The organism is Shewanella sp. ANA-3 (assembly GCF_000203935.1).
Taxonomy (GTDB): Bacteria; Pseudomonadota; Gammaproteobacteria; order Enterobacterales; family Shewanellaceae; genus Shewanella.
In genome coordinates this window covers 297074-318672 of the sequence record NC_008577.1, presented here as the reverse complement: position 1 = coordinate 318672, position 21599 = coordinate 297074, and the positions used below count along the sequence as shown (strand labels likewise).

Below are 21599 nucleotides of genomic sequence, written 5' to 3'. Positions count from 1 at the left end.
AAATTTACCGTATAAAAAGCGCAACCTAGGTTGCGCTTTTTTATTGGATTACTAGAACCACTAATCTTTAGTGACCACCCAGAGGGCGTGTAATAAACCGGGAAGCCAGAAAAATAAACACAGCACAATGTTAATTAATAGGTCTTTGCCTGCGCCCGCCTTTAAAAATACCGCAACGGGTGGCAAGAGAATCGCAATAATAACTAAAAGTAATTTGTTGGTATCCATAACGAGCTTGCTCCTATACAAGGAAAATCATCACACTGCTAACTTCGCAGGAAGACTCAGGATTTGCAAATATTTTATCCCGCTACACACGCATTCAATACTAACAAGGCGCAACAAAACTAATCCTTAGAAGGCCAGTCGAGCGAGTCTGGCTCACGCCACGCAGCCAATGCCGCGGTTACCGTCTCCTCTGCAAACGCCTCACCCTGCTCAGGCGTATCGAGATACACATAATCCTGCCAGTGACCCTCCTCATGTTGATAGCGAAAATGCAGACAATAGGCGTGCAGATAACAGCGGTCGGCGACATCTGAGCCATATAGGGCATCGCCTAAAATCGGCACCCCAAGGCTAGCAAGCGCGACCCGTAACTGATGGGTTTTCCCCGAGAGGGGTTTGAGTAAATAAAGCCTAAGCCCTTCGCCAACACTGGTGGAGAAGAATTGGGTTATCGCAGGATTTTCTTTGGTTCTAAGCAACTTAAACATGCTGCGGCGGGATTTGGCCATATCGCCAATCACCCAGCCTTGCTTCTTTTTCGGCTTGCCTTTGGCGAGCGCAAGATAGTATTTCTGCACTCTATGGGCGCTAAACAGCTCAGTCAACTGCCGAGCCGCCGCCGGATGTTTGGCTAACAGTAACAGCCCTGAGGTGGGCGTATCGAGCCGATGCACGGCAAAGAGTTTTATCCCTAAATCCTGCTCCAGCTGCGCCACGACACCCGCAGTGCCATCTTGGCTGTGAAAATGCACATTCGGCGATTTAGAAATAACAAGAAAATCAGCCTCATCGGCTATGATTCGGTACATGGGGTTCTCAACAGTGTCACGCGGATATCGGCCTAAAACTGAATGGTCACCACTAGGCCGGGATGATTATCCGAAAGAGTAATTTGCGCATTGTGCCGCGACATAATCGCTTTTACCATAGATAATCCTAAACCCGTGCCCTGCAAATGGCGGCTGGGGTCGAGACGCACTAGACGCTCAAACACTCTTTCCTTGCTGTCATCGGGGATCCCTGGGCCGTTATCGCAAATCTTAATTTTAGCGCCGGATTGAATAATATCGATGCGAGCGCCTTGACCTGAGTACTTCATCGCATTGTCGACCAAGTTATATAAGGCTTGGAACAACAAGTACTTGTCACCATAAATCTTATGATCCGATAGGAGCGACAGACTCAAGGTTTGCTCATTCGACTCGGCGACCGCGTCGGCCATGTCCAACAAATCGGTACATAGCTGCGCCAAACTCAGCTCCTGCAAATCTAAGGTTTGCTGCCCTTCCTCAATGCGTGTCAGCGAGAGCATGGCATCGAAGGTCGCAAGACAATGATCGAGCTCTTCGGTCAAAATCGCGCAACCTTCGCTGATTTCATCGGGGGATTTGGCCGCCAACTCCTCAAGACCGATGCGAATATGGGATAAGGGCGTGCGCAAGTCGTGCGCAATATTATCTGTCACCCCGCGCACCGCCATCAGGTTATTCTCAAGAATATCCAGCACGTTATTAAACTGCAGCGCCAACATATCGAACTCGTCCTGACGCCAACTGAGCGGCAGACGCGTGTCGTAATGCCCCCGCTCAATTTGCTCACTCAAGCGATTGTACTGCACTAAGCGGCGCAAAATCGCCTTAGAAAACAAATAGCCCAACGCTAAGGTTAACACTATGGTCAACATCACGGCCGTGGCCGCCGCACTGATAAATTTATCGATCAAGGTGGCTAAGTTATCGGTACGGGTGGCGATGAGCACAGGGCCATAGCGAGTCATCACTAGGCCGCCGGTGAGGATATGCAGCTTATCAGGGCCACCAGTTAAAATCGGGAAATCCCGGGTTTGCGGCAGCATGGGCATGCCTTCAGGCATAAAGCTTAAGGCACCAACCATGTCATAACTGTTACGCCAAGCGATGAGCGCCGTCTGCGGATCGGCTGCACGAATTTGTGCCGCAAAACTGCGGCGATCAACTGTAAGCGCAAGCTGTTGATAGCGTTGGGTTTCTGACTCAAGATACTGAGTCACTTGGTACTGCTGTTCGATAATGAGTTGCCGATAAAGGGCAAACAGCAAAGCGCCTATGATCACAGTCACTAAGGTCGAGAAGATAATAGTGATGCGCCAGACGCTGCTTTGGTAAGGCTTAATGCCTTTGGCGTAAGCGATAACCCGCTCCCCTTACGGTTTCAATCAATTCACCGTGGCCTAACTCTTCAAACTTGCGACGTAACTTGGCGATATGCACGTCGATCACATTGGTGCGGGGATCGAAGTGATAATCCCATACAGCTTCGAATAATAGCGTGCGGCTAATCACCTGATTGGCGTGCTCCATCAGATACTTAAGCAGTTGGAATTCTTTGGGTTGCAGCATTAAATCGTGGCCATCTAAGGTCACGTTGCGGGTGAGCAGCTCCATTTTTAAGCCACCGACTACCAGATCTGTGGTAATTGGCACGGATTGGCCCCGTTGCATCAGTTTTTCGGCACGCACCAGCAGCTCCGAAAAGGCAAAGGGCTTAGTCATGTAATCATCGCCGCCCGCACGCAGACCTTTCACCCTTTCATCCACATGGGCAAGCGCCGACAGGATAAGCACTGGGGTTTGGTTACCCGTGGCTCTGAGGGCGGCTAGCAGCTTCAAACCATCGAGTTGGGGCAACATGCGGTCGAGTATCAAGAGGTCGTACTGACCACTGGTGGCTTGCAGCAGGCCTTGATGGCCGTCGCTGGCGGTCTCAATATTATGCCCCTGCTCAAGAAATCCTTTAACGATGTAGTCGATCGTTGTCGCATCATCTTCAACTAAAAGTATTTTCATCTGTATGCTGCGCTCCCCTGTCTTCACTTAGCGGTGATGCTCAGTGCTAATCCCACTTAAGTAAAGGTAGTTGCCGTAAATTTTCAATATCGAATGCCAATTTATACTTACCAGTATCATCCAGCAACTTTAACTCTAAGTAGCTGATACCTAAGTCATGATCTAACTTCGCATCGGTCAAAAAGGCCTTATGGTCCTTAGTCGCCATCGCGATAATGCCGGAGAAGGTTTGATGCTTAGTGCTGATAAGGCGTGCGGCTTCCACTTCGCCAACATCGTCGGCGGTGACTTTACCCGCTTTTTGTTTCAATAACTTACCATCTCGCGCCCGATATTCGAAACGGGTAATCGCATTCGCCAGCGGATTAATCAACTCAAATTGGTAGACTAATTCGCCTTCCTGCATTTCCATTTCAAACTCGGCAATCACGCCAGGAAAATCCTTCTCAATTTGCTGCATCACGCTTAACGGCGGCAGATATTCACCGCTCGAAAGCATCGAATACATGCTCTGGGCTGCGGTAGCAATCCCAGATACCAACATGAATCCTAGCAACCATAGTCTCATGGCTCCTCCATAAAAATCGGCTAAGTTTGTATCTTATGAGACAAACAGTTAGATGTCGATGGCGTGCCAAAGCTACCATAATCTCTATCACTGTTTGTCCATGACGGCGCCTAGTTCATCACCCATGTGGATTGCTTAATCCGATTGATTCAGGCTCGGCCAACACTGACGAATGTATTCAGTTTACCTAATACCTACTGAAACACCGATGGAAACAAGATTAAGCTTTGATCATCTAGGGATTTAACGGCAACGCAGCTTCGCAAATCAAGCTGAGTTATTCGTTAATGGAGAATAGATTTCGCCAAATGCGGGAAAAACTTAGCTACTCTAAAATATGAATTTGTTCAGATTTAAGCGCGACTGTGGTTTGCATCCCCTTGGTTAAGCCAAGCTTCTGCGCAAGGTGGAGTGACACTTCCGTATTAAGTTGTAGCTCAGTCCCAGTGGCATAACAGACCACGCGCACCGACTCGCCCATCACCAGTAAGGAGTCGATGGTGACATCTAACTTATTAAAACTGCGGCATAAACGTCCATTTGAGATGGCGTTAAATCTGATGCCTTGATTCGGGATCACCCAACGCACTTTACTGCCCACGCTGCGGTCTTTGCCAAAATCACTGGCGATCAGCTGCTCACCAAATTTGAGCCAAGTGATGTCTTTAGTGCGGTCTTGGAACACCACTTCGCCGTCGAAAATATTTCTTAAGCCCATCTGCCGCGCAACCGCCTCGTTACGTGGACGCGATAACACCTCAAACGGCGCGCCCTGCTGCAACATCTGACCTTGGCTAATCAAGATCATCGAATCGGCCAGCAGCAGCGCTTCGTTTAAATCGTGGGTCACCATAATCACGGGGCAAAGTAGCTGCTCTTTTAGGCGAGCAAGCTCGAGGTATAAACGCTCGCGGGTTTCTCTGTCCACTGCCGAAAAGGGCTCATCGAGTAACAACACCGACGGTTCACGGGCAAGGGCCCGAGCAAGCGCAACCCGCTGGCGTTGACCACCAGAGAGGTGCATAGGCAGTCTATCGGGCAACCCATGCAAATTGACCCGTTCTAACCAGTCCTTCGCCCTCGCAATTCGCTCCGATTTGGGAATATGGTCAAGCCCTGCAACCACGTTCTCGAGCGCGGTAAGATTAGGAAAAAGCCCAAAATGCTGTGGCATATAGCCGATATGGCGCTGCTGCGGCGTTAGTGCGGTGCGACTTTGATGGTCGAACCATAGCGTTTCACCAAACACAATACTGCCCGCATCGGGATGATTCAGCCCTGCGATCATCCGCAGTAACGTTGTCTTACCGCCCCCCGAAGGCCCGACGACAGCCAACACCTCACCCGCCTTACAGCTAAATTCGGCGCTCAGTTTAATATGTTTATGGTTTTGGATCTGGCAATGCAGATCAGCGATGATTTGCGCCACGCTGACCTCCTAAACGCCGCGATAAACTGGTGGTGAGGGCCAATGCCGTAATCGCAAATAACAACAGCACCAATGACATAGTGCCTGCTGCGCCAAAATCAAAGGCCTGAACACTGTCGTAGATGGAAATCGAGATAGTCTTGGTCTCGCCGGCAATATTCCCGCCCATCATCAATACGACCCCAAACTCACCGAGTACATGGGAGAAACACAGCACTAAGGCGGTCAATACCCCTGGCCATACCATAGGCAATTCAATTTTTAGCAGAATTTTAAGTTTGCTCATGCCGCAACAGGCTGCAGCATCGCGCACATCATGGGGAACTGCTTCAAAGGCGCGTTGTATCGGTTGCAACGCAAAGGGGATATTCACCAACACGGACGCCAGCACTAACCCCGAGAAATGAAACACTAATTGCTGCCCGGTTAAGCGCTCTAACCATTGCCCTAACCAGCTTTGACTGCCAAGCCCTACTAGCAAGTAATAGCCAATCACAGTCGGCGGTAAGACTAAGGGCACCATGATGAAGGCCTCAACCCAGGACTTACCCACAAACTGACGATAGGCTAAGGCTCGCCCCGCCAGAATCGCCAGCGGGATCAACACCAATACCGTGATGCTACTGAGCTTGACCGATAACCAGAGTGCCTGCCAATCCATGTCTAGCCTTACCGAGCGGGTAGACCAAATCCGTATTGCAGGAATACGGCTCTAGCGGCATCAGATTGAAGATATTGATAAAAGCGCTCTGCTGTTGCTCCCGCTTTGGGCATCAAGGCCATGCGTTGATTGAGTGGACCATGCAATTCTTCGGGCAAGGCAATCGCCTGACCTAAGGCCTTAAACTGTGGCGCTAAGGCAAGGGATAACGGAATAATACCGCCTTGGGTGGAACCACTCACGGCAAATTGCGCCGCTTGGGAGGCATTTTCGCCCAGGATTAACTTAGTTTGTAGGCCGTCCCACAAACCTAATTTTTGTAGGAGTTCGCGGGCACGCTCCCCATAGGGCGCATGTTCAGGGTTTGCAATCGCAAAGCGCTCCAGCTTGCCCGCGGCGAGCAAGCTTTTTACGCCATTCAGCTCGGCATCTAAGGTTAAGGGGGACTTATTTGGAGCCACTAAGGCTAGGCGACCGACCGCGTATAGCACCCCAGCATCTCGAGTAAAGCCCGCTTTTTGCAGCTCATGGATATAACGCTCATCGGCGCTGAGCAACAGCTCAAACGGCGCACCATGTTGAATTTGCGCTACAAAATTACCCGATGAGCCGTAGGAGACTCGCACCTTGAGCCCGGTTTCGGCACTGAAGTTTTTAACAATATCATCGAGGGCAAACTTGATATTGGCGGCGGCCGCAATCGCAGGCACTGTCTCTGCGCGACTAACGGCTGGCATAAAGGCAACACTGCACGACAATGCCAGAGCAAATACTAGACTCCAGATTTTGCCTAACCCTGTCACACCATGCATAAACTCACCTCTCTCGCCTACTGCTAGCTCAGTCTTACGTTAGTCTTTGTGTTGCCACAGTTGCGCCGCTTGCTCATCGGCGTCCTTGGCTTCGACCCAATTCTTGCCCTTATCCCCGGCTTCTAATTTCCAGAAAGGGGCTTTGGTTTTCAAAAAGTCGATTAAGAATTCGCAGGCCGCAAACGCCGCCTTGCGATGGGCACTGGTGACACCAATAAACACAATTTGCTCACCCAGCGCCATAGTACCGACGCGGTGGATAACCGTAACTTTATTGAGCGGCCAACGCTCACGCGCTTCGGCCACAATTTGCTCGAGCACACGCTCAGTCATACAGGGATAGTGTTCTAAGGTCAGGTCGGTCACCACTGAGCCGTCGTTAAAGTCGCGCACCTTGCCCACAAAGGTGACAACGGCGCCATCGCTATTGTCTTGGGCTAATTGGTGGTATTCATCGGCCACATTAAAATCGACGGTTTGCACCCGCACATTTGGCAGTAAACGCATATCAACCTCCTGTCACAGGCGGGAAGAAGGCGACTTCATCACCATCGCTCACACGGGTATCCCACTGGCTGATGGTTTGATTCACCGCCACCAGCAATTTGTCCGAGGCTAACACTTTGGCCCATTTATCGTCGGTGGCCGCGAGTGTTGCGCGTAATCCTTCTGCGGTTTGTGTCTGCTCGCTCGCTTCAACACTCAGTTGGGCAGTTCCTAAAAGCTCACGAACTTGGGCAAAAAACAACACGTTAATCATATTCTTATCTCGCTTTACGTTATTCAGCTTTAAAGTGCCCCGACTTGCCGCCGCGTTTTTCGAGCAGGCGCACCTGTGAAATCACCATGTCTTTCTGCACGGCTTTACACATGTCGTAAATCGTCAACGCCGCGACAGAGGCCGCCGTGAGCGCCTCCATTTCGACACCGGTTTTGCCGGACAATTTACACAGGCTAGTGATGCGCACGCGATTATGTTCAGGCTGAGCCTCGAGCTCGACTTCGACCTTGGTTAGCATTAACGGATGGCATAACGGAATTAAATCTGAAGTCTTTTTCGCCGCTTGGATCCCCGCGATACGCGCAGTGGCAAACACATCGCCCTTATGGTGGCTGCCGCTCATGATCATCTCGAGTGTCGTGCTCGCCATCTCAATAAAGGCTTCGGCACGGGCCTCGCGCTCGGTCACGGCTTTCTCGGTCACATCGACCATATGGGCATTGCCGTCGGCGTTAATATGGGTAAATACATTGCTCATTGAAGCGATCCTTTAAACTGATGCCAAATTCAAGCATAGGGAAGTTAAGCGCCATCGCGAAATCTAACTTAATGAAAGATAACGCGATAAGCAGACTAAAACCTAAGTTAGATTAACCGCCAATCGAGGCCAGATGTTGCGTCACACCGGTAATGCCCTGATGCAGATAATGGGTTTCCTTCTTCTGCGCCAGTTGACCGTGTAACCGCTCGATTAATTCCGCTTGCTGACTCGGGTGTTGCAGTAGATCACGCAAATCAATGCCAGACTCGGTAAAGAGGCATAAGTGCAACTTACCCTTGGCCGAGACCCGCAAGCGATTACAGCTCGCGCAGAAGTTAGTGGCGTAGGGCATGATCAAGCCGATACGGCCCTTAAAGTCACTGTGGCTGAAGTTTTGCGCTGGGCCATCGTCGGCACGGGGCGTATCTAATTGCCAACCCTCAGCTTGCAGCTGCGCTTTAATATCGGCCCCCGCCAAATGGTGAGCTTGGAAATACTCGCGGCCAAGGCCTGTTTCCATCAGCTCGATAAAACGCAGATCGATGGGCGTGTGCTTAATCCAATTCAAAAAGCGCGGTAAATCTTTATCGTTCATACCCTTGAGCAATACCGCATTGACCTTCACGCGCTCAAACCCCGCAGATAAGGCGGCATCGATACCACGCATCACCTCGTCGAACTTATTCTCGCCGGTGATCTGGTAAAACATCTTAGGATCTAAGCTGTCTACCGACACATTGATACGGCGTAGCCCCGCGTCGAACCACTCTTGGGCATGCTTCTCGAGCCTATACCCATTAGTGGTAGTTGCTACGGTATGAATACGAGGATTGTCGGCGACCACTCGAATGATATCGGTAAAATCTTTGCGCAGCGTGGGTTCGCCGCCAGTGATACGGATTTTTTGAGTGCCAACCTGGCTAAATGCGGACACAAGGTTTTCTATCTCACTGAGAGATAAAAACTGTTGTTTGCCATTCGGATGATAACCATCGGGGAGGCAATAACTGCATTTGAAGTTACAAACGTCAGTGACTGACATTCGTAAGTAATGAAATTTACGACCAAAATTGTCTTGCAATTGAGACATGATCACCTTTCCAAGTGTGGGAGGCGAGTGCATTTCTTTACTCACCCCAGTGGCCTTATTACCACGGCTACACCCCCATATCTGTCGACTTAGGTAGGCAAGCTCGGAGAACCGTCATTCGTGATTATAAGCCGAAAGTACTGCCTAGCTATACCCCTAAACAGGTATTTCTTGATCCGCTTCAAGTGAGCGTGAACAATCTGTGACAGTGCTCACCCAAAGATTTGTCATTCTTTAGGCTAAACAGCCCGCTTAGCCCCTGTGCCCTGCGATGATTTTGAGGTAAGGTGGACATCAGCAATAAAACGCCCGTTTACAAACAAACTACAACACCCGGTAAAAATCGGGGATATGCGAAGGAAGAGGTGAACTGATGGAACGCGAATCAATGGAATTCGATGTTGTTATCGTCGGCGCAGGCCCAGCTGGCTTGGCCACTGCGTGTCGGTTGATGCAGATATCACAGAGTTCAGGTAAAGAGATTACCGTCTGCGTGGTAGAAAAAGGCTCCGAAGTGGGTGCGCACATTCTATCTGGTGCCGTATTCGAACCACGAGTGTTAGATGAGCTATTCAGCGACTGGCGCGATTCAGGCGCTCCCGTCACCACAGCTGTGACTCACGATGAAATCTATCTACTCAATTCCGCCACCGACAGCAAGCTGATGCCCAATGCGTTTGTGCCTAAAACCATGCACAACGAAGGCAACTATATTGTCAGCGTAGGTAACCTCTGCCGTTGGCTCGCGACCCGCGCCGAAGCGCTCGGCGTAGAAATCTTCCCTGGCTTTGCTGCCAGCGAATTACTCTTCAATGAAGATAACAGCGTGAAGGGTATCCTGATTGGCGATATGGGCGTCGGTGCCGACGGCCAGCCGAAAGACAGTTTTATGCCCGGCATGGAGCTCCACGCTAAATATACCGTATTCTCAGAAGGTTGCCGCGGTCACTTAGGCAAACAGCTGATCGCGAAATACCACTTAGATAATGGCAAGACACCACAGCATTACGGCCTGGGCTTTAAGGAAATCTGGAAAGTTCCCGCCGAACAACACGAGCAGGGTAAAGTGGTGCACACAGGTGGTTGGCCATTAACCGATGGCGCATCGGGTGGCGGCTTCCTCTACCATATGGAAGACAACCAAATTGCCGTGGGTCTGATTATCGACCTCAACTACAAGAATCCCCATTTAAGCCCGTTCGATGAGTTCCAACGTTATAAGACTCACCCAGTTATCGCCAAATACTTAACTGGCGGCGAGCGTTTGACCTACGGTGCTCGTGCAATCACTAAGGGCGGGTTGAACTCACTGCCGAAGATGAGTTTCCCCGGCGGTCTGTTGATTGGTTGCGATGCGGGAACCTTAAACTTTGCCAAGATCAAAGGCACCCACACCGCCATGAAGAGCGGTATTGTCGCGGCTGAAACCTTAGCCAAAGCGATGCTGGCCGAGGTTGAAGGCGGTAAAGATCTGGATTGTTTCCAAACCCATTTGGAAGAAAGCTGGTTACACGAAGAGTTGTATAAGTCGCGCAACTTTGGCCCAGCAATGCACAAGTTTGGCACTTTCCTCGGCGGCGCATTTAACTACATAGATCAAAACTGGTTCGGCGGTAAGTTCCCCATCACTCTGCGTGATGAGCACCCAGACTATGCACAAATGGCCCCTGTCAGTGCCTACAGCAAGATTGATTATCCCAAGCCCGATGGCAAACTCAGCTTCGATAAGCTCTCTTCAGTTTACCTGTCGAGCACTTATCATGAGGAAGACCAGCCTTGTCATCTGCGCTTAAAAGACAACAGCATCCCGCTCGGGATAAACCTGACGCAATTTAACGAACCCGCCCAGCGTTACTGCCCTGCTGGCGTGTACGAAATCGTTGAAGAAGCAGGCCAGCCTAAGTTTGTGATCAATGCGCAAAACTGCATCCACTGCAAAACCTGCGACATTAAAGACCCGAGCCAAAACATTACTTGGGTGACGCCTGAGGGTGGCGGTGGTCCAAACTACCCGAATATGTAACTCAACCGGAATAAGGCGCTCATTGAGCGCCTTATTTTTGCTTGCCTTCACGCCACACTTTGGTCACAATCACGCCATAAAAATCACATGCTTCAAATCAGCAACTCATTTCCATCTATACTCTACATAACAAGATCTACCGCAAGAGCAACAGGTTAGGCCCAATAAATGTCTTGTACGCTGTTTTATTCGGCATTCGACCTAAACAAAGGTTAACTTTTAACATTTCTGTCCGATACTTGTTATTGGCTAGAAAACGTCGACCGATATTTCTAAACGTCTAACACAGGCATATTGATATTTATGATATTGAATAACCTTACTATTAAGCAGAAAATCCTGCTGACAGTGACATTTGCTGTGCTGCTGTCGACCATACTCGTGGGCGTCCTCAGCCAACGCAGTGCAAAAAGCGTGGTACAGCAGCGTATGCTCGGGTCGGAAATGCCCAGCCTAATGATGCAGATCCGCAACAAGATTGAGCTAGATATTTCGAGCTTAATGAATGCCGCCGAACAACTCGCCAGCAGCCGCATGTTACTGCAATGGCTTGAAAACGGTCGTCCGCAGGAGCAAGAACCGCAAGTCGTTGCCCAACTGAAGGACATCACCCGCCAATATCATTTGGCCCAAGCCTCCTACGCCGATAGACAAACCGCCGCCTACTACACCCAAGATGGTTTTTTACGTGTACTCACCCCTGCGCAGGATGGTTGGTTTTTTGGTTATCGTGACAGCGGCCAAGAGCGGATGCTTAACGTGTTTACCGAAGCCAATGGCGAAGTAAAACTCTTTATTAATTATCAGCAACCTAATGGCCGCGGACTCGTTGGCCTCGCCAAATCCCTCGATGATATGGTGCGTCTACTAGGTTCCTTTAAGATTGAAGAAACTGGCTTTGTCTACTTAGTCGATGCTAAAGGTGAGGTAAAACTGCATCCCGACGCCAGTCAAATTGGCAAGAGCAGCCTCAAGAGCTTGTACTCGGGTGCGAATATCAGCTCATTGCTCAATCGTAGCGACTTCAACCTGATCGATACCCAAATACAAGGTGAAAACACTTTCGTAGCCAGCAGCTATATTCCCTCCATGGATTGGTATTTAGTGGCACAAGTGCCCGAAGCCGAAGTGTTCGCCCTGTTGACGGATGCCGCCTACCAGATCTTAATTTGGACCTTAATCATTGCCGCGGGCTTTATCATGCTGGCAATTGTGGTGGCCGGTTCAGTAAGCCGCCCTATCGCACAAGTCGCAGCCATGTTCCGTGATATCGGCGAAGGAGAAGGCGATTTACGTCAGCGCCTCCCCGTTAAAGGCGAAGATGAAATTGCCCAACTGGCACAAGGGTTTAATAGCTTTATCAGCAAAATCCAAGACTCAGTGATTGAAGTTGCGCAGACCAGCGAACAGCTTGGCTTCTCGGCGAAGGATGTGTCGAATCAGGCGCAGCAAACCCTTGAAGACAGCCATGAGCAAAAAGATCGCACTATGATGGTTGTGACCGCCATCAATGAGATGGGCGCAACGGTGAATGAAATCGCCAGCAATGCCGCCCAAGCAGCTGTTGCGGCCAAGGATGCCGATACCGAATCCAATAGCGGCCAAGTGGTGGTGACCCGTGCTCGGGATACCATCAATCAACTCTCCCAAGATGTGGAACAAGTCGGTGAAGTGATTGAATCCCTTGCGACTCATACCAAGTCTATCGGCGGCATTCTCGATGTGATCCGCGCGATCTCTGAGCAAACTAACCTGTTAGCGCTGAACGCCGCGATTGAAGCCGCCCGTGCCGGTGAGGCGGGACGAGGCTTTGCCGTGGTAGCCGATGAAGTCCGTAATCTGGCATCGCGCACCGCCGCATCGACCAACGAAGTCCAAGGAATGATCGACAAGTTGCAATCCGAGGCCAGCCGAGCAGTGAATGCCATGGCCCAAAGCCGTGCGCGCTCCCACGAAGGGGTGGCCGCCGTCGATGAGGCCAGCCAATCTCTGGTAGGCATTAGTGACCGTATTGGCCTGATCAGCGATATGAACATTCAAGTCGCAGCGGCGACGGAAGAGCAATCGACCGTAGTGGAAGACATCAACCGTAACGTGACCGAAATTAACGAGATCACCCAGCGCACCGCCAGTACGGCACAGGCTGCGGCACAGGCGAGCTTAGCGCTAAACCAACTCGCCCACCGCTTAGACACCTTAGTGGCGAAATTTAAGGTGTAAGCCCAAGATAGGTTAAAACCAAACAAAAACGCCTTAGCGAGTTCTCCCTAAGGCGTTTTTATTGAATCACTTTAAAAGCAATTAGTTATCGGAAAGGAACTTAATCGTCAGCGGATAACGATACACTTGCCCTTCACTCGCCTTAATGATCCCAAGAATGGTGCAAACTAAGTCGAGAATGCCGAGGATGATCAAAAAGATAAACCCAATGCCCACGAAGGCTAACAGCCCGCTGATAATCACATAGATCAACAGGCTTAATTTAAAGTTCAAGCAACTACGGCCGCATTGGTCGACAAAAGCCGACTCTTCACGCTTCATCAACCACATAATCAGCGGTCCGAGAATTGAGCCTAATGGCACTAAATAACCGATTAAACTGGAGGCATACACCAGTAAGCCAAAATCTCTTTCACTCTTAGTCACTGACTCTATCATTACACTTTCCCTGTATTATCGTTTGAAAAATAAAGTTTATTTGCCTTTTGGCCCATACAAGCGCATCTGCCAATCTTCGACTTGCTGTGTCGCTAAGCGCCGCTGTAGGCTATTCACCCAGCTTTGTGCCAACCCTTCACAGGAGGCGAGTCTATCATAGGCTTTGGCATCGTATTCGGGTGAGAAGTACAGTGCCATGGCCTCGGCGACACTGATATCGGTTTTACGCTCGACTAATTCTATCCTGTCGTTTAGCTGAATCACACCTGGAGTTAATACTCTGTAAAACCAACCGCATAGCTGACTCTGCTGCATGGCAAGGGCGAAGTCTCTATGGCCAAATTGCAGGTTTAATTTAAAGCAAGGTGAGCGCGGCTGAGTCACCTGCACTGTGACGGCACCGATTTGCAGGATATCGCCGATATTGACCTCGGTTTCATTCAAACCAACCGTGCTGATGTTTTCACCCATGCTCGGCGCATCTTCGAGTTGGGTGATTAAATCCCAGCGACGGTACTGACCATAATGCTCACGGGGGAAATGATGCAGCACTCGGTCGAGCCCGCCATGGTGCTTAGGATCGGCCTGCGCATCGCCTTCGACACGGTCGATATTCACTCGCAACTGCTGCGCCGATTTTTTACCGTCGATACCAGTAGAAACACCGTCAATCTCTTGCAGAACCGCCCCTAAATACAAACCCGATAATCTATTTACCAACAAGGTCGACATTTGTTACTCCTACTTCATCGCAATCCGTCACCTACCTCTGCCCGAACGGCTTAACCACTCAAACGCGGCCTTAAGCAAAACAATCCCCTTGGCAGATTCGGCCATCATAGCAGCATACTACTGATTGAGAACCACTTGATTGCGCCCCGCTTCTTTCGCCTGATACAGGGCGAGATCCGCTCGCTTAATCAAATCTTCCGCAGGCTCGAGTTTTTGGTATTCGGCAACCCCAATACTCACAGTAATAGCAATGTGCACGCCATTCACTTTAAGCTCCCGTTGGGAGATTAAATCGCGAAATTGTTCTGCCAGTTCAGCAGCCTGACTTAAATCCTGCTCTGGCACTAATATCAAGAATTCCTCACCGCCCCAACGACACAGCACATCCTGGTTTTTTAGTTGACTTCTTAGTAGGTTAGCCACTGTTTTTAATACTAGGTCACCAATGCTATGACCATAGCTATCGTTTACTTTCTTAAAATGATCGATATCGACAAGCAGAATGGAAATCGGCGCTTGGGATAGCTTGGCCTTCTCTAATGCCTGATGAAAATACTCTTCAAACACCTGGCGATTAGCGGCCCCAGTGAGTTTATCGGTTGAAGCCATGACCTCAAGTTTGCGCTGATAACGACCTAAGGTCATGTTTGAAATCAGTAAAATCCCAATCGTCACCAATAAACTTAAAGCTAAGTTACCCCAAAAGGTATTGAGCAGCTCTTGCTCCTGCGGCGCATCCTCCTGCTCTACGATAAGATACCATTTAAATTCAGGTACTAAGCGGCTGTTTAAGTAGGCGGTTTTACCGTTGCGTTGGTAGCTAAAGGCCGCACTCGGGCTGGTTAAAATCCGCGTAGCGAGTTGCTCAAGCCCAGCGCTGGTTTGCAGCGAATCGGCACCATCATACTCATCGCCATGGAGCGTGACACGACCTTGTCTATCGGTGAAGAACACCCGACGGTTGTAGCGCTTCTGATAGAGTTCAATCAATGCCTTGACCTTCTCAACCGCAAGGCCAACGCCAGTAACACCAATAAACTTACCTTCAAAATCGAACACTTTATAGTTAACAAATACGGTTGTCTTAGTGCGATCCGCGGTGTCTGAATCGATATTGATTTCGTAATGCTCAGACTCGGGTAAAGAACGTACGCGAAAATACCAGGCATCATTTGGATCGATATCTTGGATTTTCTTCAATATGCCCGTCGAATGGTAATAGTTGCGACTCTGCTCAGAGACAAAAAAGCTGGTGACTGTATCGTATTTTTCTTGAATTTCTTTGAGGTAACGGACCAGTTTTTCGGGTTCTTGCTCATGATTCAACATCCAGTCACGCACAAAGGTATCCTGCGCCATCAGCGAGGAAATAAAGATGGGGCGCAGCAGATCCTGTTGAATTTCTGAATAAATATTATCGCTGGTTAGAGGTAAAGTATTGCTCTCAATCTGCTGACTCAAGGAGTCGTGGGCCACTTTATAACTAATACCACTGGTGACTAAAAAGGCCACCAGCAACAGCACTGACAGTAGCCAAATAAACTTCTTTTTATCATTCCAAACGTGATTGCCCATTTCCAACTCCAACAACGGCAGGCTTATTATTTTATTTCAACGAGATGCGTTGCCTGAATGTTAACGTAATCCCTTGCCGACCGCACAATATTTCCACAATATGAACGTTCGGTAACGGAATAACATTATTCGAGCTAAAAAAATGCCCCGTTGGGGAAACGGGGCAAACATGCGAACCAACAAAATGGGAGAAAAGCACAAGAAAACGTTAAGGGACAAGAGCTATTCGTCACTGAGCACACTCTATCAAGCCCAGATGACAGAAAGATGACTCCCTTTTATGCCCTGCTATTTATCTCCCAACTTATGCTTCTAAATACTGCTTCAATGCATCGCCAGGGATAGAACTGTCGGTAGCCACGGCAAATGCCGCCCAAGTCGCACCTTCGGCCATGGCTTGGGTAATGGTTTTTCCGGCGCATAATCCATGGATAAGCCCTGCGGCATAGGCATCACCAGCCCCTGTGGTATCGACAACCTCAGCAGGCACAGCCGGGACATGCTGCACATCATCTCGGGTGTACACCTTAGCGCCGCGCACACCGTCGGTGACGACAAAATAGCGTAGTGATTCACCGCCAATGCTCACGCCATAATCCCAAGAAGCGACATCACAGCGGCCTTGCATATCACTCACGGAAGCCAGCAACACGTGGCAAGGACGAGGTCTGTCATCCTTCGCTAGCTGCGCGATCACAAGGCAGTGATCCAGTGCGGTTTTCGCCCAACTAACCGTGCCCTCAGCCGAGGTATTAAAATACAGCGCATCCCAGTGTTGCCATTTAGGCGGTACGGATAACTCAAAAATAGGCCGCTGCGGACGAATGATGGTGCGCTCACCATCGGGCGTCATCACCAGCAACATTTCACAGGTATTTCCCGCGCGGCGCTGCACTAAACGACAATCTAGCCCTTGAGTACTCGCCTCAGCGATAACCCAGTCGCCCATTTCATCCCGCCCGACTTGGCTCACGAGGGCAACCCTATGGCCCGCCCATACCAGTCCAAGCCCAGTATTGGCGCCACCACCGCCGAGCCTTTGTCCGCCATCTTGATAATGAAAGCGACCGCCTGTTTTCAGCGGCTTATCAAGGATCAACACCCGGTCACAGTTAAGATTGGCCACCAGCAAAATATTTGCCATGACAGGACTCCATAATGAAAAAACGGACCGCGCGAACTCTCGGCGAAGACTCGGTTAAAAGAGCCCTCAATCTAGACCAAAACCTCAGGTGACACAATCGTAGCTATCAAGGTGTTGAACCCCATCACGGCAGCCAATAGCAGTTTTTGCTGTAAGACTTTATCCATATTTGAATTCAGCGAGACAACCCACCCGGCACCTTAAACGCTAAATGCAATCACACAACATTTTGATAAATAATAAAAATATTCTTCAATGTGTGATTTTTAGACATTTATTCATAAAAGTGTCATCAAATGCCATTCCACACTAGATTAGAAAAAGGTTAAGCTGGTGCTTCAAGGATGAAAAACTGAAGGAATTTGTATGCTAATGGAATGGCTACATAGGGACATTGATGGTGAAGAACAACTCCGCCGCTATCGCGAATGCTTGGAGGAATTTAACGAGTTGGAATTTCATGATGCGTATGTCACGAAGATTCAACACGAATATCAGTTACTACAAGTGTTGTTTGAAGAGCAGTCGGTTCAACATTTTGAGCCTAACTGCTCCGAAAAGTAGGATTGACGTTAATCGACCGTCTTAAAGGGTGAAAGTGAGGTAAACTTTACATCCAACCGCCAATCTTGGATCACCATCTCCGAAGGTTGCCAGCTGTCATCAACCCACTCGTAAATAAGGCCAGGATCTTCCTCCGCATTGACTAGCAAGCGACGGCCATCCTTTAACACAACCGTATAATCAAGTCCTTGAGCATCAACACTTTCAATATCCCCCAATACTTTGTGATGAATGCTTGAAATTGCGCCTGTCGCTTTCACTGCGTCAGTTTCTTTCGCGCCGCTGTAAAATCTCAGTGCCTCATTGGTAGCGGGTTTATGAAATACAAACTCTTCAGTCACGCCCACAACGATCGACGGATCAAGCTCATACCAAGCGGGTATCCATAATGCGTTCATTGCCATCCCGTTATATCCTGCATAATAATTTTACGGACGAGAACATTCTGCCTTAACCTTGGCAGATAAAATACTGGTCAGGGATAAAATAATTTTAACCTTCTGCAGTCATCTTTAAAACGGCAATCAATTTCAGTAAATACCTAAAGTTAGGTTAGCAATCCCGATCTTAACCAAAAGGGTTTATCCCTAAACCATTGCGTGCAAACCCATTTATGACCAGATGTTACTTCGCAACCGCGATGCAAAGAGGAAGGTATTGGTTTGCCTGACTTATCCGTATTATCAAAAACTAAAATAGCAGCAGCCTGAGGCTTTACTTGAATATAAGGCGCTTTGAACTCGGTTTCTCCCCCTTGAAAATCATCATTAAGGTATAAAATACCTGTTCGGCACCTTTGCCCAAAACGTTCCAATTCAGCTTTAATCTCGGAAGTGTGCGCATGTATTGCATCATAATGCCATTGATAAAACTGACCCGGCTCGTACCGTAACACCACCATTGGCTCTGCATAGGCAATCTTTATCCCTGAAAATTTTGCTGTCACTCTTTCTGCACAAGCCAGTGCAACGCTTCCATTAGGTATGGGTGTCGGATAATGCATATTGTTACGGATCCCAGCTTCAATACTCCCCTTACCTTGATGTCCATAAACTGTAATGGGTTGTAAATAAGGTAATGAGGATTCCTTAACCTCTTCTAATAGGTTCGAAGGTAATTGGGAGTAAAACAACTTAGCCGATTGTAGCTGCTGTCCAACTGATATAGGACTTTGCTCAAAAGCCAATAAAGCAGAGAAGACACAAATAGCATCGGCATGATAAGGGGAGATGGTTGTTAACCAAGGGTTCAACTCACAAAAACGCGCTTTCAAACGTTCATGTTGTTGAAGACTTTCAATCACAACATAATCATTCCAGAACGCTTTTAAGCGAGAAAGCTCTTCTAACTGCCACTCTGCACTAAAAAACAAAGCCAATGCCAACTCTCTTTCTGAAGCAGAACTCCGCACACAATGAACTAGCCAAAAACGAACAAAATCAGCTGATTCTGTTGCAAATTTCATAACGACCTTTTCAGGAAGTCGGTTGAAATAACGTTCTTCTAATAATTGAATGAATAGCTGCTGCATAAAACGAACGTCCTCTTTCCGACACTACAAATACTATATCCATTAAAACTGAACCACACTTTCAATGAAACATTTTATTTACAATCCATTCTTTAATGGCCGCATATAAGCTATCCGTATTGAGCATAAAAACACGTGAGCAGTTTCACCTACCCCCTCATTTCTGTTAGCTTGAAAAAACAGCTCAATAACTGCCACATTTTGTTGATAGAGTGATCCAATAAACCCGCGCCGCGTATTGAGTCTGACAACCCATAGCCACCACTATGGCACCAGCTTGCCCTATGGAGAAATCGAATATGCCAGTTTTGCAAACACTCAAACTTACGGGTGAGAATGAGGCGCTGAAACGTCAAGAGCTTAAACAATACTTCAATCAAACCTGGGCACTCTATGAATCCCTCTTCGAGCGGATAAAGCACGACGAGGCTTATTACGTCAAAGCCGAGCCACTGCGCCATCCGTTGATTTTTTACTTTGGCCATACCGCCACTTTCTATATCAATAAACTCAAGCTGGGTAAGTATCTCGATGAACGAGTAAATGATCACTTTGAATCTATGTTTGCCATCGGTGTGGATGAAATGTCTTGGGATGACCTCGACGAAACCCACTATCAATGGCCAAGTGTCGCTGAGGTAAAAACGTATCGGGATCAAGTCAAACAGGTCGTCAATCAACTGATTGATACCATGCCAATCACACTGCCGATCAGCCAAGACAGTCCCGCTTGGGTCATCTTGATGGGCATAGAACACGAGCGTATTCACCTAGAGACCTCTTCCACCATTATTCGCCAGCTTCCATTAGAGGACGTGAGTGCCAATGCTCAGTGGCCAGAGTGTCAGGATGTTGGCAGCGCCGAGCCAAATCAACTACTTGCCGTGGCGGGTAAAAAAATCACCTTAGGTAAAAAAGAGCAAGACAACACCTATGGCTGGGATAACGAATACGGTAACAAGAGCTTTAAAGTCGCCGACTTTAAAGCCTCAAAGTACTTAGTGAGTAATCAAGAATACCTAGTCTTTGTCGAAGCGGGGGGCTATCAAACCCAAGACTATTGGAATGAGGAAGGCCAAGCTTGGCTGGCGTATACCCAAGCCCAAATGCCACGCTTTTGGCGTCGCCGCGATGATAAATGGTGGCAACGTAACCTCACCAGCGAAATCCCTTTGCCGCTCAATTGGCCCGTCGAGGTCAATCAACTCGAAGCTAAGGCCTTTTGTAATTGGAAGGCGCGCCAAAGTCAGAGCAATATTCGCCTGCTCACCGAAGCAGAATGGTATATCTTGCGGGAAAATGTACCGAGCGATGCCCCCGATTGGCATGAAGTCCCTGGCAATACCTCGCTGGCTTATTACGCCTCTTCCTGTCCGGTAAACCGCTTTAAACACAATGATTTTTATGACATTGTCGGCAATGTCTGGCAATGGACCGAAACCGCTATCGACGGTTTTAATGGTTTTGCCGTACATCCGCTCTACGATGATTTTTCGACGCCTACCTTCGATGGCAAACACAATCTGATTAAAGGTGGTTCGTGGATTTCAACGGGCAATGAAGCTATTGCAGCCTCACGCTATGCCTTTAGGCGTCACTTTTATCAACATGCCGGATTCCGTTACGTCGAGTCGTTGCAAAATCCAGAACAGATGGCCGAGGTTAATCTGTACGAAACCGATGAACTGATTTCCCAGTATTTAGAATTCCACTATGGCGCCGAGTACTTTGGTGTACCGAATTTTTGCGTTAATGGGGTACAACAAGCACTCAACGAGATCCAACTCGAGCACACCACCAAGGCCTTAGATATTGGTTGCTCTGTCGGACGCGCCAGTTTTGAGTTAGCCAAAGTGTTCGACCATGTGGATGGCATCGACTTTTCGGCACGCTTTATCCAACAGGCCTACGCTTTGACAGAGCAAGGCGAAAAACGCTACACCATTCGCACCGAGGGAGACTTACAGGAATTCAAGAGCGCCAGCCTTGCTAAACTGGGATACCTTGGCGAAGCTAAAAAAGTCAATTTTATCCAAGGGGATGCCTGCAATCTCAAGCCAATCTACACAGGATACGATTTGGTCTACGCCTCAAATCTAATCGACAGATTGAACGACCCGCAACACTTCCTCACCAATATTGGGCAACGCATCAATCAAGGGGGATATCTGGTTATCGCCTCACCTTATACTTGGCTCGAAGACCACACGCCAAAGGAGAAATGGCTTGGGGGGATTAAAGTCAAAGGAGAAAACTTCACAACTTTAGATGGGTTAACCGAAACCTTGATAGGCCAATTTGAACTGGTTGCGGTGAAAGAAATCCCCTTCGTTATTCGCGAAACCAAGCGTAAATTCCAGCATTCGATTTCAGAGATGACGATCTGGCGTAAGCGTTAGTTTTGCAAGATTAATAGCCGCCCTAAAGAAAAATCCGCCAGATAATCCTTTCTGGCGGATGCATAACAAACGGCGAATGCTCGGCACTGCTTACTCAT

General features: G+C 48.7%; 22 protein-coding genes and 1 riboswitch. Of the genes, 4 read left to right on the top strand and 18 right to left on the bottom strand.

Annotated features, from left to right (window positions below; all coding sequences use genetic code 11):
• Nucleotides 1-60 precede the first annotated feature (60 nt).
• The 12 genes from SHEWANA3_RS23095 to moaA form a co-directional block, all read right to left on the bottom strand.
• Nucleotides 61-228: a YqaE/Pmp3 family membrane protein gene (locus SHEWANA3_RS23095; RefSeq protein ID WP_011621091.1), complete on the bottom strand. Its 168-nt coding sequence runs from the start codon at nt 226-228 to the stop codon at nt 61-63.
• Between the two features lie 119 nt (nt 229-347).
• The gene (locus SHEWANA3_RS01525) at nt 348-1037 is read right to left on the bottom strand and encodes a TIGR01621 family pseudouridine synthase (RefSeq protein WP_011715519.1); all 690 of its coding nucleotides are present in this window, start codon (nt 1035-1037) and stop codon (nt 348-350) included.
• A gap of 32 nt (nt 1038-1069) precedes the next feature.
• Nucleotides 1070-2326, bottom strand: a complete 1257-nt coding sequence (locus tag SHEWANA3_RS01520) for a HAMP domain-containing histidine kinase (protein WP_041412505.1) — start codon at nt 2324-2326, stop codon at nt 1070-1072.
• A gap of 49 nt (nt 2327-2375) precedes the next feature.
• Complete coding sequence (locus SHEWANA3_RS01515; RefSeq protein WP_011621087.1) at nt 2376-3053, bottom strand: response regulator transcription factor; 678 nt, start codon at nt 3051-3053, stop codon at nt 2376-2378.
• 46 nt (nt 3054-3099) lie between these two features.
• Complete coding sequence (locus SHEWANA3_RS01510) at nt 3100-3621, bottom strand: hypothetical protein (RefSeq protein ID WP_011715517.1); 522 nt, start codon at nt 3619-3621, stop codon at nt 3100-3102.
• A gap of 325 nt (nt 3622-3946) precedes the next feature.
• Entirely contained in the window at nt 3947-5050 is a 1104-nt protein-coding gene (locus SHEWANA3_RS01505) for an ABC transporter ATP-binding protein (RefSeq protein ID WP_011715516.1), read from the bottom strand.
• Nucleotides 5031-5711 (bottom strand): molybdate ABC transporter permease subunit, encoded by a 681-nt coding sequence (gene modB, locus SHEWANA3_RS01500; protein ID WP_011715515.1) that lies wholly within the window; start codon nt 5709-5711, stop codon nt 5031-5033. The genes SHEWANA3_RS01505 and modB overlap by 20 nt, the downstream gene beginning before the upstream one ends.
• Nucleotides 5712-5719: 8 nt before the next feature.
• Entirely contained in the window at nt 5720-6523 is an 804-nt protein-coding gene (modA, locus tag SHEWANA3_RS01495) for a molybdate ABC transporter substrate-binding protein (protein WP_011715514.1), read from the bottom strand.
• Nucleotides 6524-6562: 39 nt separating this feature from the next.
• Nucleotides 6563-7030, bottom strand: a complete 468-nt coding sequence (gene moaE / locus SHEWANA3_RS01490; RefSeq protein ID WP_011715513.1) for a molybdopterin synthase catalytic subunit MoaE — start codon at nt 7028-7030, stop codon at nt 6563-6565.
• 1 nt (nt 7031) lies between these two features.
• Nucleotides 7032-7283, bottom strand: a complete 252-nt coding sequence (gene moaD, locus SHEWANA3_RS01485; protein WP_011621081.1) for a molybdopterin synthase sulfur carrier subunit — start codon at nt 7281-7283, stop codon at nt 7032-7034.
• 19 nt (nt 7284-7302) lie between these two features.
• Nucleotides 7303-7782 carry a cyclic pyranopterin monophosphate synthase MoaC gene (gene moaC / locus SHEWANA3_RS01480; protein ID WP_011074083.1) on the bottom strand — a complete coding sequence of 160 codons (480 nt, stop codon included), beginning with the start codon at nt 7780-7782 and terminating at the stop codon, nt 7303-7305.
• A 112-nt stretch (nt 7783-7894) separates the two neighbouring features.
• Complete coding sequence (moaA, locus tag SHEWANA3_RS01475; RefSeq protein WP_041412503.1) at nt 7895-8875, bottom strand: GTP 3',8-cyclase MoaA; 981 nt, start codon at nt 8873-8875, stop codon at nt 7895-7897.
• Nucleotides 8863-8996, bottom strand: a riboswitch (molybdenum cofactor riboswitch). (Overlaps the previous gene by 13 nt.)
• Nucleotides 8997-9248: 252 nt before the next feature.
• Here moaA and SHEWANA3_RS01470 point away from each other — a divergent pair.
• Together SHEWANA3_RS01470 and SHEWANA3_RS01465 are read left to right on the top strand one after the other, a co-directional pair.
• The gene (locus SHEWANA3_RS01470; protein ID WP_011715511.1) at nt 9249-10898 is read left to right on the top strand and encodes an electron transfer flavoprotein-ubiquinone oxidoreductase; all 1650 of its coding nucleotides are present in this window, start codon (nt 9249-9251) and stop codon (nt 10896-10898) included.
• Nucleotides 10899-11201: 303 nt separating this feature from the next.
• Nucleotides 11202-13118, top strand: coding sequence for a methyl-accepting chemotaxis protein (locus SHEWANA3_RS01465; RefSeq protein ID WP_011715510.1), 1917 nt, complete (start codon nt 11202-11204; stop codon nt 13116-13118).
• An 81-nt stretch (nt 13119-13199) separates the two neighbouring features.
• On the opposite strand, the gene SHEWANA3_RS01460 is transcribed toward SHEWANA3_RS01465, so the two are convergent.
• The 4 genes from SHEWANA3_RS01460 to SHEWANA3_RS01445 all read right to left on the bottom strand — a co-directional run bounded on the left by SHEWANA3_RS01460 (nt 13200) and on the right by SHEWANA3_RS01445 (nt 17007).
• Nucleotides 13200-13556 (bottom strand): DUF4870 domain-containing protein, encoded by a 357-nt coding sequence (locus tag SHEWANA3_RS01460; RefSeq protein WP_011621077.1) that lies wholly within the window; start codon nt 13554-13556, stop codon nt 13200-13202.
• A gap of 36 nt (nt 13557-13592) precedes the next feature.
• Nucleotides 13593-14288 carry an MOSC domain-containing protein gene (locus tag SHEWANA3_RS01455; protein WP_011715509.1) on the bottom strand — a complete coding sequence of 232 codons (696 nt, stop codon included), beginning with the start codon at nt 14286-14288 and terminating at the stop codon, nt 13593-13595.
• 117 nt (nt 14289-14405) lie between these two features.
• The gene (locus SHEWANA3_RS01450) at nt 14406-15863 is read right to left on the bottom strand and encodes a diguanylate cyclase (protein WP_011715508.1); all 1458 of its coding nucleotides are present in this window, start codon (nt 15861-15863) and stop codon (nt 14406-14408) included.
• 304 nt (nt 15864-16167) lie between these two features.
• Entirely contained in the window at nt 16168-17007 is an 840-nt protein-coding gene (locus SHEWANA3_RS01445; protein ID WP_011715507.1) for a PfkB family carbohydrate kinase, read from the bottom strand.
• Nucleotides 17008-17373: 366 nt separating this feature from the next.
• On the opposite strand from SHEWANA3_RS01445, the gene SHEWANA3_RS01440 reads away from it, so the two are divergent.
• The gene (locus SHEWANA3_RS01440; RefSeq protein ID WP_041412501.1) at nt 17374-17571 is read left to right on the top strand and encodes a hypothetical protein; all 198 of its coding nucleotides are present in this window, start codon (nt 17374-17376) and stop codon (nt 17569-17571) included.
• 8 nt (nt 17572-17579) lie between these two features.
• On the opposite strand, the gene SHEWANA3_RS01435 is transcribed toward SHEWANA3_RS01440, so the two are convergent.
• Nucleotides 17580-17975 (bottom strand): hypothetical protein, encoded by a 396-nt coding sequence (locus tag SHEWANA3_RS01435; protein WP_041412499.1) that lies wholly within the window; start codon nt 17973-17975, stop codon nt 17580-17582.
• 143 nt (nt 17976-18118) lie between these two features.
• Complete coding sequence (locus tag SHEWANA3_RS01430) at nt 18119-19102, bottom strand: 2OG-Fe(II) oxygenase (RefSeq protein ID WP_011715505.1); 984 nt, start codon at nt 19100-19102, stop codon at nt 18119-18121.
• Between the two features lie 299 nt (nt 19103-19401).
• Here SHEWANA3_RS01430 and ovoA point away from each other — a divergent pair, with 299 nt between their 5' ends.
• The gene (gene ovoA / locus SHEWANA3_RS01425) at nt 19402-21501 is read left to right on the top strand and encodes a 5-histidylcysteine sulfoxide synthase (protein WP_011715504.1); all 2100 of its coding nucleotides are present in this window, start codon (nt 19402-19404) and stop codon (nt 21499-21501) included.
• The last annotated feature ends 98 nt before the right edge of the window (nt 21502-21599 follow it).